This is a genomic window from Pseudomonas putida, from assembly GCF_009883635.2.
Lineage (GTDB): Bacteria > Pseudomonadota > Gammaproteobacteria > Pseudomonadales > Pseudomonadaceae > Aquipseudomonas > Aquipseudomonas putida_W.
The window spans coordinates 427,963-440,678 of record NZ_CP026115.2 but is presented as its reverse complement, the minus strand read 5'-3'; the positions used below and the strand labels follow the sequence as shown (position 1 = coordinate 440,678).

Here is a 12,716-nt window from a genome sequence, read left to right as displayed (position 1 = left end):
AGGGCGCGACTTTAGCACAATCGGGCACGGCCCTATCGCCGGCAGCCACTACCAGTGAAACAGCTCCCGCCGCGCGCCCTCGGTAATCGCCACGATCCCCGGGTGCTTGACCTTGCGCTCCACCGAAATGGCATAGAACGACTCATGCACCGCTTCGGTCTGGCCGATCAGCTCGACGCCATACTGGCGGCAGACTTCCTCGGCAATCACGCTCGGCGCGACGAAAATCCCGCTGCCTGACTGGCCGAACGCCTGCATCAGCGCACTGTCGTCGAATTCGCCAACGATGCGTGGCTGCACCTGCTGCTCGCTCAGCCAACGCAACAGGCGGCTGCTCACCACCGTTTCCGGGCCGGGAATCAGCAGCGGCGCATCCTGCAGGCAGGCGGGGAAGGGGCCGGCATGCTGTCGGGCCAGGGCCGGGGTGGCGAAGAAGCTCAGGCCGCATTCGCCGAGCTTCTGGCTGTAGCCCTTGATGTCCAGGTGGCTGGGCATCGGGCTGTCGGAAATCACCAGGTCCAGGCGCTGGATCGCCAGGTCTGCCAGCAGCCGTTCGAGTTTGTCTTCGCGGCAATTGATGCGCAGCACCTCGTCCAGCTCCATGGTCGGCGCCAGCAGGCGATAGACGATCGACTTCGGCACCACGTCGGCCACCCCCACGCGAAACAGGATCTGCTCCTGCGGGCCAGCCCTGAGCATGGCCTCCAGCTCGCCGCCGATCTGGAACATCTGCTCGGCGTAGACTAGCGTCTGACGGCCGGTCTCGGTTAGCTCCAGTTGCCGGCCGACGCGCTGGAACAGTTCCAGCCCGTAGGTCTGCTCGAACAGGCTGATCTGCCCGCTGATGGTCTGTGGTGTCAGGTTCAGCTGTTCGCTGGCGCGGGCGATGCTGCCGGTCTTGGCCACGGCCCAGAAGTAGTGGAGCTGGCGATAGTTGAGCACGCGCGCGGGTCCCGATTCGAAAAAACCGAAGTATACACACTGGAAATACGAATTTTCCTGAAGTATTGGCGTCTTTAGAATGCGACCCCATCAGGCGCTTCGCGCCGCCGGGATTTTTCAAGCGAGGACACCATGCTGCATCTCAAATCCATTGGCACTCCGCTGGTGCTGGCCCTGTCGCTGTTCAGCCTGGCCGGTTGCGACCAGGCCGAGAAGTCTGCCCAGCAGATGCTCGACCAGGCGGCAAAGTCGGCCAAGCAGGCCATCGACGACACCAACAAGGCCGCCCAGCAGGCCTTGAGCGATGCCATCGGTCACGAGGGCCAGAAGCCCAAGGACGCCGAGAAGAAAGAACACACCCAGGAAATCTGACCCTACAACCGCCGCTTCAGGATTTGAACAATGGAATACTTGCTGGAACTCGCCGCTAGCCCTACCGCCTGGGTCGCCCTGGCAACACTGGTGGCCATGGAAGTGGTACTGGGTATCGACAACCTGATCTTCATCTCGATCCTGACCAACAAGCTGCCTGTGGAGTATCGCTCCAAGGCACGCCGTATCGGCATCAGCATGGCCCTGGTCATGCGCCTGGCCCTGCTCAGCACCGTGGCCTGGATCGTGCAGTTGACCGACCCGGTGTTCGAAGTGTTCGGCAACGCCTTCTCGTGGAAGGACGTGATCCTGATTGCCGGCGGCCTGTTCCTGCTGTGGAAGGCCACCAAGGAGATTCACGAGAACGTCGACCCGCACGGCGCCAAGGAAGAAGCCAAGGTCTCCAACACGGTTACCCTGGGCTTTGCTGCTGCGATCTTCCAGATCCTGCTGCTGGACATCGTCTTCTCGGTCGACAGCATCATCACTGCCGTGGGCATGACCGAGCACCTGCCGATCATGATCATTGCCGTGATCACCGCAGTCATCGTCATGATGGTGGCCGCTGACCCGCTGGCCAACTTCATCAACGACAACCCGACGGTGGTGATGCTGGCCCTGGGCTTCCTGATCATGATCGGCATGACACTGATCGCCGAAGGTTTTGGCGCCCATGTACCGAAAGGGTATGTGTACGCGGCGATGGCCTTCTCGACGGTGATCGAGATCCTCAACATCCTGGCACGCCGAGCGCGGCTCAAGCGTGAAGCCGCTGAAGGCTGATGAAAAAAACAAACGGGGCGCTAGGCGCCCCGTTTGCATTCAGGTGAACAAACCTCAGTGCACCCCGGCATGCCGCTGCGCCCTGCGCACAGGCTGCGCCTTGGCAGGGGCCTGCGGGGGCAGGTGGTGATGCTGGGAATGACGCCGCACGATACGCAAAACACCCCACAGCATGGCGGCCGCGACGCTTAGCCACATACCTACCAGCATGAGGATTGCCATGGTCAGGCTCATGTGTGCCTCCTTCTCTTGGGCCAACCTGCGGTTTGCCCTCCAGACACAGCATTAGTCTAGCTGCCAGTCCGTGACGTTCCATTGACCAAAGGTCGATTGCTTAAGCCGATTGGTTCCAATCGCTTGTCGGACTATACCCGCGCGACGCGGCGCCCTATGATCGGTGGCCAGAGCCGGGCGCTGCCTGCCTGGCATCGGAACAAGCGAGTGTCCATGGAGCAACATTCCTGCAAGAGCTGGGCGACCGTCCCACGTCAGCTGTTGGCCGCCTGCCTGGTGGCTGCGACCCTGGGCGGCTGCGCCAGCGCACCCTCTGCAAGCCTCAAGGGCATGCCCCAGCGGGTCGAAATCAGCAGCGTGCCGTTCTACCGCGGCAATGCCAACCACAGCGGGGCGATGGCCCTGGCCGCGCTGCTCTCGCAGCAGGGTGCGCCGATCACCCCCGGGCTGCTGGACAAACCGCTGAACTTGCCGAAGGCAGCTGATGCGCTGGAAACCAGCATCCCACGTGTGGCCCGCGATTACGGCATGGTCGTGTACCCGCTGGACAAGCAACTGGACGCCTTGCTGACTCAAGTGGCCGCTGGCAACCCAGTGCTGTTGCGTTACCAGGAAGGTTCGGCGTGGTGGAGCGAACCGCGCTATGCGGTGCTGATCGGCTATGACAGCTTCAAGAAGCGCGTGCTGCTGCGCTCAGGGATGCATCGGCGCCAGCTGATGGCGTTCGACGACTTTGCCTCGGCGTGGGCGAAGGAGGGGAGTTGGGCGGTGCTGGTGCAGCCTCCGCGCCAGCTGCCGGCCCAGGTGGACCGCCAGCGTTGGCTGCAGGCTGCCGACGAACTGGCCCGGGCGGGCCAGGAAGTGGCGGCGAAACAGGCTGTGCGCAGCCTGAATAAATAGCGTTACCTGCACCGGCTCATTCGCGGGACAAGCCACACAGGATTTGTGCCATGGCACAGTACCTTGTGGGAGCGGGCTTGTCCCGCGAAGAGGCCTGGCCTGCTTACATCAGAAGCCCAGACGATCGCGCAGGCTGTAGTACCAGGCACCGATGGCGCTGAACGGCACGCGCAGCATCTGGCCACCCGGGAACGGGTAATGCGGCAGGCCGGCAAAGGCGTCGAAACGCTCGGCCTGGCCGCGCAGGGCCTCGGCCAGCACCTTGCCCGCCAGGTGGGTGTAGGTCACGCCGTGGCCCGAGCAACCCTGCGAGTAGTAGATGTTGTCGCCGATACGGCCGACCTGTGGCAGACGCGACAGGGTCAGCAGGAAGTTGCCGGTCCAGGCGTAGTCGATCTTGACGTTCTTCAGCTGCGGGAAGGCCTTGAGCATTTTCGGACGAATGATCGCTTCGATGTTGGCCGGGTCACGCGCACCGTACACCACGCCACCGCCGAAGATCAGGCGCTTGTCGCTGGTCAGGCGGTAGTAGTCGAGCAGGTAGTTGCAGTCTTCCACGCAGTAGTCTTGTGGCAGCAGGGTGCGAGCCAGTTCTTCGCCCAGCGGCTCGGTGGTGATCACCTGGGTACCGCATGGCATCGACTTGGCGGCCAGTTCCGGTACCAGGTTGCCCAGGTAGGCGTTGCCGGCAACGATGATGAACTTGGCGCGGATCTTACCTTGCGGGGTGTGCACCACTGGGTTGGCACCGCGCTCGATACGGATGGCCGGGGTCTGCTCATAAATGATGCCGCCCAGCGACTCGACCGCGGCGGCTTCGCCCAGGGCCAGGTTCAGCGGGTGGATGTGGCCGCCGCTCATGTCCAGCATGCCGCCCAGGTAGTTGTCGCAGGCGACCACTTCACGGATGCGCTTCTGGTCCATCAGCTCCAGCTGATTGTGGCCAAAGCGTTCCCACAGGCGCTTCTGCGATTCCAGGTGGCCCATCTGCTTGGCGGTCAGCGCAGCGAATACGCCGCCGTCCTTCAGGTCGCACTGGATGTTGTACTTGGCCACGCGCTCACGGATGATGCGGCCGCCTTCGAAGGCCATCTGGCCCAGCAGTTGTGCTTCCTTGGGGCCGACGGTGCGCTCGATGACATCGATGTCGCGGCTGTAGCTGTTGACGATCTGGCCACCGTTGCGGCCCGATGCGCCGAAGCCGACCTTGGCCGCTTCGACGATGCTCACCTTGAAGCCGTTTTCCAGCAGGAACAGCGCGCTGGAAAGGCCGGTGTAGCCGGCACCGATGATGCAGATATCGGTTTCCACCTCACCCTGCAGCGCCGGACGTGGCGGCACCGGGTTGGCCGAGGCGGCGTAGTAGGACTGGGGGTAGGGGGTGTTAGCCATGCTGCAGGAACCTCTGTGTTTTATATTTTTAACGAATGTACCGATGCTATCAATAATAATAAACACCCGCTAGTCGTCTGTTGAAAATCCTTTACTGGCCTGCAGCGGTCCCTTCTCTATAAACAGTTTAAGATTCAGTGAGTTAGCGCGAAAAAAAGTGTTGACAGGGTTTTTGGATTGCGTAGAATGCGCACCACACGACAGGCACATAGCTCAGTTGGTTAGAGCACCACCTTGACATGGTGGGGGTCGTTGGTTCGAGTCCAATTGTGCCTACCAAACAAAGTCCCGGTCTCCGGGCATCGAAAAGGGCGATCCGCATGGGTCGCCCTTTTTGCATTATGGGCGCATTCGAGGTCGTGGGTACCGGCGCCCGCAGGTTTCTGAAAGTTTTTGATTTTTTTGAAAAAAACGCTTTACAGGTACGCATTCGATCACTAATATGCGCACCACACGACAGGCACATAGCTCAGTTGGTTAGAGCACCACCTTGACATGGTGGGGGTCGTTGGTTCGAGTCCAATTGTGCCTACCAAACAAAGTCCCGGTCTCCGGGCATCGAAAAGGGCGATCCGAAAGGGTCGCCCTTTTTGCTTTCCATGCCCCTCTCGAAAAAGCCCCTCGAAGCAGCGTGTAACCTTTGGTCGCGGGCGGTGCCCAGGGCGGTCGTGGTAGAATCCGCCCCTTCGAATCTGGAGGTAAACGCGTGCGCAAACTGGCAGTGGTATTGGCAGTGCTGGCCCTGGCGGGCTGTGAGAACGAGGTCGAGGGTGTGCACAAGCAGGTTGCCGAGCACCTGCACAACCCCAAGACTGCCAAGTTCGGCAACGTGCGGATCGACACCAAGGGCACCATCTGCGGCCAGGTGCGTGGCAAGGACGATGCCGGCCAGTATGAGGCTTACCGCAGCTACGTGGCGATCAAGGGTGCCGACGGCCAATACGAAATCATCGTCGATGACGGCGGCAACAACCTGCGCATTCGCGAATACTGCGGCGGCGCTGAACTGCAACGCCGTGCCGAGGCGCTGGCCGATCAGCCGGCCCCAGAGGGTTGGGATGTCGAAGTGATCCAGGGCGCCAACATGGGGGCGCTGACCGACATGACCGCACGCCTGATCGAGAAGGGCATCCCGTCCTCGGTCGAATACCGCGACGGCAAACCCGTGGTGCTGATGGGGCCGTTCCCGAGCAAGGCCGAGGCCGATGCGCGCAAGGCTGAAGTGATGGCCAAATTGGGTACCGATTCGATCGTCATTCAGCATGGTGCGCAGCGTTAACTGTAATCTGTAGTCTTCCCCGGCTATGCTTGGCCTATTACAAGCCAGACGGGGAGGGCCTCATGTCTACGCTGGAGCGGGCCATTGCCGTGGCCGCCAGGGCACATGAAGGGCAATGTGACAAGGGTGGAGCAGCTTATATCCTCCACCCGTTGCGGGTGATGATGCGGGTCAGCACACCGGAGCAGCGCATTGTCGCGGTGCTGCATGACGTGATCGAAGACACGTCGCTGACCCTTTCCGACCTCGCCCGTGAGGGTTTCCCCCTGAAAATTCTCGCCGCCTTGCTGGCCCTGAGCCGGAACAAGGGCGAAAGCTATCAGGACTTCGTCGTGCGCCTGGGCAGTGACCCGCTGGCACGCACCGTCAAACTGGCCGACCTGGCCGACAATAGCGACCTTTCGCGCATTCCCGTGCCTGGCCCTGCTGATCTTGCACGGCTGGCCCGCTACCGCGAGGCCAGTGCCTACCTGCAGGCGCTGGCCTGAGCCTCAATCCTCTTTCGGCACGGTCCAGAAGATCTGCACGCCGCCGTCGTCGCGGTGGGCGAGGGTGACGTTGTCGTTCTCGGCGATTTCCTCGAGCAGGGTTGCCCAATCATCGGGCGACTCGTGCTCCAGGCGGAAGATCAGCGCGGCGCGGCTGCGCTGGGCGAGAGGATTGTTGATGATCTTCTGGATGCGCAGGCCCAGTTGCTGGTAGCTGCTTGCGGTTGCTTCGGCGGTGTTGGCCACGGAGGCGATTCCTTGTTGTGCTGTATGTGCGTACAGTATTTCAAGGCAAAGTATTTCGCAACTGCATCGGTGCTGGATTTTTCGCGGGCAAGGGCCGGTGCAGGCAACGCACCAGCCCCAGGTCATGCCGGTATCAGTACTCCCAGAAGATCCGCTGCAATTCCTTGCTGTCCTGGGTCTTGGTCATCGCCACCATCGCCAGGATCCGCGCCTTCTGCGGGTTCAGGTCATGGGCCACCACCCAGTCATACTTGTCATCCGGCTGCTCGGCATTACGCAGCACGAAGCCACCCTGGTTGACGTGGGACGAGCGAATGATCTGCACGCCGTTCTTGTGCAGTTCCTGCAGGGCCGGCACCACCCGCGACGACACCGAGCCATTGCCGGTACCGGCATGGATGATCGCTTTCGCGCCGCTCTGCGCCAGCGCCTTGTACGCCGTATCGGTCACGTTGCCGTAGCTGTAGGCAATGTCCACCTGTGGCAAGCTGCTGATCTGCTTGATGTCGAACTCCGACTGTGTGGTATGGCGCTTGGCCGGCAGGCGGAACCAGTACGACTTGCCTTCCACCACCATGCCCATCGGGCCCCAGGCGCTCTTGAACGCTTCGGTCTTGATATTGACCGACTTGCTCACGTCGCGGCCGGACTGGATCTCGTCGTTCATGGTCACCAGCACGCCCTTGCCGCGCGACTGCTTGTCGGAGGCGACTGCCACGGCGTTGTACAGGTTGAGCATGCCGTCGGCAGACATTGCCGTGCCCGGGCGCATGGAGCCGACCACCACGATCGGTTTGTCGGTCTTCTCGACCAGGTTGAGGAAGTAGGCGGTTTCTTCCAGGGTGTCGGTGCCGTGGGTGATGACGATGCCATCAACGTCCTTGCTGTCGGCAAGCTCGGCGACGCGCTTGGCCAGTTTCAGCAAATCGTCGTTGGTGATGCTTTCGGAGGCGATCTGCATCACCTGCTCACCGCGCACATTGGCAAGGCCGGCCAGTTCCGGTACACCGGCAATCAGCTTGTCGACGCCGAGCTTGGCGGCCTGGTAGGTGGCGCTGTTGGCAGCGCTGGCGCCAGCGCCGGCAATGGTGCCGCCGGTGGCGAGGATGACCACGTTGGCCAGTTTCTGCTGGGTTTCGGCTTCCTTTGCCGAGGCCGTGGCGGGCAGGATCAGCAGCAGCGCCAGGGCGCTGGGGGCGAAGGGCTTCAGTGCAGCATTCATAATTATTGTTCTCTCTCTTCCTAATGAGATGGTTGCTGTGTCGCACGCTAACCAAGGCAGGTTTCGTACCAGCAGTGCTCAGGGCCGGCTTGCAGGCCTTACGGGGCGTATTCCATTCGGAACCCCGAACAAGCATAGGAAAAGGTGTTCGGTTTTTCGGAAAAATTCTGGATAATCAGTACCAGCCGCGTCTTGCCCCCGCCAGCGAAACGGATTTGACAAAACCAGGTCTTGTTTCCATAGTTACTCAACGCAAACGTTTGCGATCCGATAAAAATCACAAGATTCGGAGTCATCCCCCATGAAACTGCCGTTCCCCGGTCGTCTGCTGGCGCTCGCCGTCATGTCTTCGCTGTCCCTCGCCATGCCACTGTCTGCCGCCCATGCAGAGGAAAAACCCAAGGTCGCACTGGTCATGAAGTCGCTGGCCAACGAATTCTTCCGCACCATGGAAGACGGCGCCAAGGACTACCAGAAAGCCCACCCCGGCGATTTCGACCTGGTTGCCAACGGCATCAAGAACGAAACCGATACCGGTGAACAAATTCGCATCGTCGAGCAAATGGTCAACTCCGGCGCCAAGGCCCTGGTGATCGCGCCGGCCGACTCCAAGGCGCTGGTCTCGGCCGTGAAGAAGGCCATGGACCAGGGTGTCATCGTCATCAACATCGACAACCGCCTGGACCCTGAACTGCTCAAGAGCAAAGGCATCAGCGTGCCCTTCGTCGGCCCTGACAACCGCAAGGGCGCCCGCCTGGTCGGTGATTACCTGGCCAATCAGAAGCTCAAGGCCGGTGACCAGGTCGGCATCATCGAAGGCGTGCCGACCACCACCAATGCCCAGCAGCGTACCGCTGGCTTCAAGGACGCGATGGAAGCCGCGAAGATGAAGATCGTCTCGGTGCAGTCCGGCAACTGGGAGATCGACAAGGGCAACGCCGTCGCCGCCTCCATGCTCAACGAATACCCCGACCTCAAGGCGCTGCTGGCCGGTAACGACAGCATGGCACTGGGCGCCGTTTCGGCCGTGCGCGCTGCTGGCAAGACCGGCCAGGTGCAGGTGGTGGGCTACGACAACATCAACGCCATCAAGCCGATGCTCAAGGATGGCCGCGTGCTTGCCACCCTCGACCAGGCCGCCAGCCAGCAGGCCGTGTACGGCATCCAGGCAGCGCTGAAAGTACTCAAGGGCGAGAAGCCGGACGTGGACGCCGACAACGTCATCCAGACCCCGGTCGAACTCATCACCAAGCCCTGACCTCAGCAGGAGAAGTGGCCATGCCTGTATCGGCCAATGAAGTGGTGCTTGCCGCCAGCGCGCTGGGCAAAAGCTATGCCCAGCCGGTGCTGGCCGAAGTCAGCCTGGCCCTGCGCGAAGGTGAGGTGCTGGCGCTGACCGGCGAGAACGGCGCGGGCAAGAGCACGCTGTCCAAGCTCATCTGCGGCCTGGAAACCCCCACCACCGGGCACATGACCTACCGTGGCCAGGCCTACGCACCGGCCAGCCGCAGCGAGGCCGAGCGCCTCGGCGTGCGCATGGTCATGCAGGAGCTCAACCTGCTGCCGACCCTGACCGTGGCGGAAAACCTGTTTCTCGACAACCTGCCCAGCCGCTTCGGCTGGATCAGCCACAAGCGCCTGCGCCAACTGGCCACGGCCGCCATGGCCCAGGTCGGCCTGGACGCTATCGACCCAGACACCCCGGTCGGCGAGCTGGGCATCGGCCATCAGCAGATGGTCGAGATCGCCCGCAACCTGATCGGCGACTGTCGTGTGCTGATCTTCGACGAGCCCACGGCGATGCTCACCGCCCGCGAAGTGGAGCTGCTGTTCACCCAGATCGAGCGGTTGCGCCAGCGCGGCGTGGCCATCGTCTACATCTCCCACCGCCTTGAAGAGTTGCAGCGCGTGGCCCAGCGCATCGTCGTGCTGCGCGACGGCCAGCTGGTGTGCGATGAGCCGATCCAGCGCTACAGCAGCGCCGAACTGGTCAACCTGATGGTCGGGCGCGAATTGGGCGAGCATATAGACCTGGGGCGGCGCACCATCGGCGCGCCGTTGCTCAAGGTCGACAAGCTGCGCCGCGGCGACAAGGTGCGTGATGTATCGCTGCAGGTCAGGGCAGGGGAGATCTTTGGCATCTCCGGGCTGATCGGCGCCGGGCGCACCGAGCTGCTGCGGCTGATCTACGGTGCCGACCGTGCCGACAGCGGCAGCATCGAGATCGGCCAGCCGCTCAAGGCGGTCACCATCGATTCGCCCAAGGCGGCGGTAAAGGCCGGTATCGCCCTGATCACCGAGGACCGCAAGGGCGAAGGCCTGCTGCTGACTCAATCGATCAGCGCCAACATCGCCCTGGGCAACCTGCCCGCCGTGTCCCGCGCCGGGGTGCTCGACGGCGAGGCGGAACAGGCCCTGGCCGAACGCCAGATCAGCGCCATGCGCATCCGCAGCGCCAGCCCGGCGCAGGCGGTCGGCGAACTGTCCGGTGGCAACCAGCAGAAGGTGGTGATCGGCCGCTGGCTGGAGCGCGACTGCCAGGTGCTGCTGTTCGACGAGCCCACCCGCGGCATCGACGTCGGCGCCAAGTTCGACATCTATGGCCTGCTGGCCGAGCTGGCGCGTCAGGGCAAGGCCCTGGTGGTGGTGTCCAGCGACCTGCGCGAACTGATGCTGATCTGCGACCGCATCGCCGTGCTTTCCGCCGGCCGCCTGATCGAAACCTTCGACCGCGAACACTGGAGCCAGGACCAGCTCCTGGCCGCGGCCTTCGCCGGCTACCAGAAACGTGATGCCCTGCTGCATGACGCAGCACCCAGGATGGATGCATGAAGACCACACCCCTCGATACCCCTACCGGCGCGCCGGTGCGCCGCAGCGGCACTTATTTCGGCCTGGGCACCTACCTGGGCCTGGCCGGCGCCTTGCTGGCGATGATCGTGCTGTTCTCGTTCCTGAGCAGCCACTTCTGGTCGTACGCCACCTTCAGCACCCTGGCCAACCAGATCCCCGACCTGATGGTACTGGCGGTGGGCATGACTTTCGTGCTGATCATCGGCGGTATCGACCTTTCGGTCGGCTCGGTGCTGGCCCTCGCGGCTTCCACGGTCAGCGTGGCGATCCTCGGCTGGGGCTGGGGCGTGTTGCCAGCGGCCTTGCTCGGCATGGGCGTCGCCGCCCTGGCTGGCAGCATCACCGGTGGCGTCACCGTGGCCTGGCGTATCCCGTCGTTCATCGTTTCGCTCGGGGTGCTGGAGATGGCCCGCGGCCTGGCCTATCAGTTCACCGACTCGCGCACCGCCTATATCGGCGATGCCTACGCCTGGTTCTCCAACCCGGTCGCCTTCGGCATCTCGCCGGCCTTCATCATCGCCTTGCTGGTGATCGTGCTGGCCCAGCTGGTGCTGACCCGCACGGTGTTCGGCCGTTACCTGATTGGCATCGGCACCAACGAAGAGGCCGTGCGCCTGGCCGGCATCGACCCGCGCCCTTACAAGGTGCTGGTGTTCGCCCTGATGGGGCTGCTCGCCGGCCTGGCTGCGCTGTTCCAGATCTCGCGCCTGGAAGCTGCCGACCCCAATGCCGGGTCCGGCCTGGAGCTGCAGGTGATCGCCGCCGTGGTGATTGGCGGCACCAGCCTGATGGGCGGGCGCGGCTCGGTCATCAGTACGTTCTTCGGCGTGCTGATCATTTCCGTGCTGGCTGCAGGCCTTGCGCAGATCGGCGCCTCGGAACCCACCAAACGCATCATCACCGGGGCGGTCATCGTCATCGCCGTGGTGCTCGACACTTATCGCAGCCGGCGTGCAGGCCGGCGGAACTGAAAACATGGCAACCATCAAAGACGTCGCGGCCCTCGCGGGCATTTCCTACACCACGGTATCCCATGTCCTGAACAAGACTCGCCCGGTCAGCGAGCAGGTACGGCTCAAGGTCGAAGCGGCCATCCTGGAGCTCGACTATGTGCCCAGCGCCGTGGCGCGTTCGCTCAAGGCGCGCAGCACGGCCACCATCGGCCTGCTGGTACCCAACAGCGTCAACCCGTACTTCGCCGAGCTGGCCCGGGGCATCGAGGATGCCTGCGAGCGCAACGGCTATTGCGTGATCCTGTGCAACTCCGACGACAACCCGCAGAAGCAGCGCAGCTACCTGCGCGTGCTGCTGGAAAAGCGCATCGACGGCCTGGTGGTGGCGTCGGTGGGCGAGGACGCCGACCTGCTGCAGAGCCTGACCAACGTGCGCACGCCGATGGTCATCGTCGACCGCGAGCTGGAGGGCGTCGATGCCGACCTGGTGCGCATCGACCACGAACACGGTGCCTATCTGGCGACCCGCCATCTGCTGGAGCTGGGCCACCGCGACATCGCCTACATCGGCGGCCCGGCCGAAACCGGCGTTACCCAGTTGCGCCTGAGCGGCTTCCGCCGGGCGATGGCCGAAGCCGAGGCCGAGGTGCTGGATGGCCGTGTGCTGCATTGCGATTTCACCAGCCCGGGTGGCCATGCTGCCGCCGCGCAACTGTTCGAAGGCGAGCGGCCGACGGCAATCTTCGCCGGCAACGACATGATCGGTTTCGGCGTGTTGCGCGCCGCTGCCGAGCGCAATATCAACGTGCCGGGCGAGCTGTCGGTGATCGGTTTCGACGACATCGAATTGAGCCGCTATGTGTACCCGCCGCTGACCACCGTCGGCCAATCGATTCGCGAGCTGGGCGAGAATGCTGCCGCCTTGCTGCTGTCGCGCATCGCCACGCCGCGTCGCGATGCGGCCGAGCAGCGCATCGTCGCCCCGCGTATCGTGCTGCGCGAATCCACCGGGCCGCGCCCGGACCTGTTCAATGATTACCGCTAAGGAATTG

The 12,716-nt window shown here is 63.0% G+C and carries 14 protein-coding genes and 2 tRNA genes; 11 read left to right on the top strand and 5 right to left on the bottom strand.

The genetic code is table 11. From position 1 onward, the window contains the following. Positions 1–48 precede the first annotated feature (48 nt). The gene (gene nhaR, locus C2H86_RS02030; protein ID WP_159411230.1) at positions 49–942 is read right to left on the bottom strand and encodes a transcriptional activator NhaR; all 894 of its coding nucleotides are present in this window, start codon (positions 940–942) and stop codon (positions 49–51) included. 132 nt (positions 943–1,074) lie between these two features. On the opposite strand from nhaR, the gene C2H86_RS02025 reads away from it, so the two are divergent. Together C2H86_RS02025 and C2H86_RS02020 are read left to right on the top strand one after the other, a co-directional pair. Continuing rightward, a complete protein-coding gene (locus tag C2H86_RS02025) occupies positions 1,075–1,314 on the top strand; it encodes a hypothetical protein (RefSeq protein ID WP_159411229.1) in 240 nt (79 codons plus the stop codon). 30 nt (positions 1,315–1,344) lie between these two features. Next, a complete protein-coding gene (locus C2H86_RS02020; RefSeq protein ID WP_103446775.1) occupies positions 1,345–2,097 on the top strand; it encodes a TerC family protein in 753 nt (250 codons plus the stop codon). A 54-nt stretch (positions 2,098–2,151) separates the two neighbouring features. Here the strand turns inward: C2H86_RS02020 and C2H86_RS02015 are convergent, their stop codons facing one another. Next, entirely contained in the window at positions 2,152–2,331 is a 180-nt protein-coding gene (locus C2H86_RS02015; RefSeq protein WP_159411228.1) for a hypothetical protein, read from the bottom strand. A 156-nt stretch (positions 2,332–2,487) separates the two neighbouring features. Between C2H86_RS02015 and C2H86_RS02010 the strand changes: the two genes are divergently transcribed. Further along, positions 2,488–3,231, top strand: a complete 744-nt coding sequence (locus C2H86_RS02010) for a peptidase C39 family protein (RefSeq protein WP_159411227.1) — start codon at positions 2,488–2,490, stop codon at positions 3,229–3,231. 108 nt (positions 3,232–3,339) lie between these two features. On the opposite strand, the gene C2H86_RS02005 is transcribed toward C2H86_RS02010, so the two are convergent. Further along, a complete protein-coding gene (locus C2H86_RS02005; RefSeq protein WP_103446777.1) occupies positions 3,340–4,623 on the bottom strand; it encodes an NAD(P)/FAD-dependent oxidoreductase in 1,284 nt (427 codons plus the stop codon). 202 nt (positions 4,624–4,825) lie between these two features. On the opposite strand from C2H86_RS02005, the gene C2H86_RS02000 reads away from it, so the two are divergent. The 4 genes from C2H86_RS02000 to C2H86_RS01985 all read left to right on the top strand — a co-directional run bounded on the left by C2H86_RS02000 (position 4,826) and on the right by C2H86_RS01985 (position 6,390). Further along, positions 4,826–4,902: transfer RNA gene (locus C2H86_RS02000), tRNA-Val, on the top strand. A 179-nt stretch (positions 4,903–5,081) separates the two neighbouring features. After that, positions 5,082–5,158: transfer RNA gene (locus C2H86_RS01995), tRNA-Val, on the top strand. A gap of 171 nt (positions 5,159–5,329) precedes the next feature. After that, the gene (locus C2H86_RS01990) at positions 5,330–5,902 is read left to right on the top strand and encodes an SPOR domain-containing protein (protein ID WP_159411226.1); all 573 of its coding nucleotides are present in this window, start codon (positions 5,330–5,332) and stop codon (positions 5,900–5,902) included. 62 nt (positions 5,903–5,964) lie between these two features. Continuing rightward, positions 5,965–6,390 (top strand): GTP pyrophosphokinase, encoded by a 426-nt coding sequence (locus C2H86_RS01985; RefSeq protein WP_159411225.1) that lies wholly within the window; start codon positions 5,965–5,967, stop codon positions 6,388–6,390. Between the two features lie 3 nt (positions 6,391–6,393). On the opposite strand, the gene C2H86_RS01980 is transcribed toward C2H86_RS01985, so the two are convergent. Further along, positions 6,394–6,636, bottom strand: coding sequence for a DUF1654 domain-containing protein (locus C2H86_RS01980; protein WP_103446780.1), 243 nt, complete (start codon positions 6,634–6,636; stop codon positions 6,394–6,396). Positions 6,637–6,769: 133 nt separating this feature from the next. After that, positions 6,770–7,858: an asparaginase gene (locus C2H86_RS01975; RefSeq protein ID WP_159411224.1), complete on the bottom strand. Its 1,089-nt coding sequence runs from the start codon at positions 7,856–7,858 to the stop codon at positions 6,770–6,772. A 301-nt stretch (positions 7,859–8,159) separates the two neighbouring features. Between C2H86_RS01975 and C2H86_RS01970 the strand changes: the two genes are divergently transcribed. The 4 genes from C2H86_RS01970 to C2H86_RS01955 are packed head-to-tail and all read left to right on the top strand — an operon-like array spanning position 8,160 to position 12,709. After that, positions 8,160–9,116: a sugar ABC transporter substrate-binding protein gene (locus C2H86_RS01970; protein ID WP_159411223.1), complete on the top strand. Its 957-nt coding sequence runs from the start codon at positions 8,160–8,162 to the stop codon at positions 9,114–9,116. Positions 9,117–9,136: 20 nt separating this feature from the next. Next, a complete protein-coding gene (locus tag C2H86_RS01965) occupies positions 9,137–10,690 on the top strand; it encodes a sugar ABC transporter ATP-binding protein (RefSeq protein WP_159411222.1) in 1,554 nt (517 codons plus the stop codon). Beyond that, complete coding sequence (locus tag C2H86_RS01960; RefSeq protein ID WP_159411221.1) at positions 10,687–11,682, top strand: ABC transporter permease; 996 nt, start codon at positions 10,687–10,689, stop codon at positions 11,680–11,682. The genes C2H86_RS01965 and C2H86_RS01960 overlap by 4 nt, the downstream gene beginning before the upstream one ends. A gap of 4 nt (positions 11,683–11,686) precedes the next feature. Continuing rightward, positions 11,687–12,709 carry a LacI family DNA-binding transcriptional regulator gene (locus C2H86_RS01955; protein ID WP_159411220.1) on the top strand — a complete coding sequence of 341 codons (1,023 nt, stop codon included), beginning with the start codon at positions 11,687–11,689 and terminating at the stop codon, positions 12,707–12,709. The last annotated feature ends 7 nt before the right edge of the window (positions 12,710–12,716 follow it).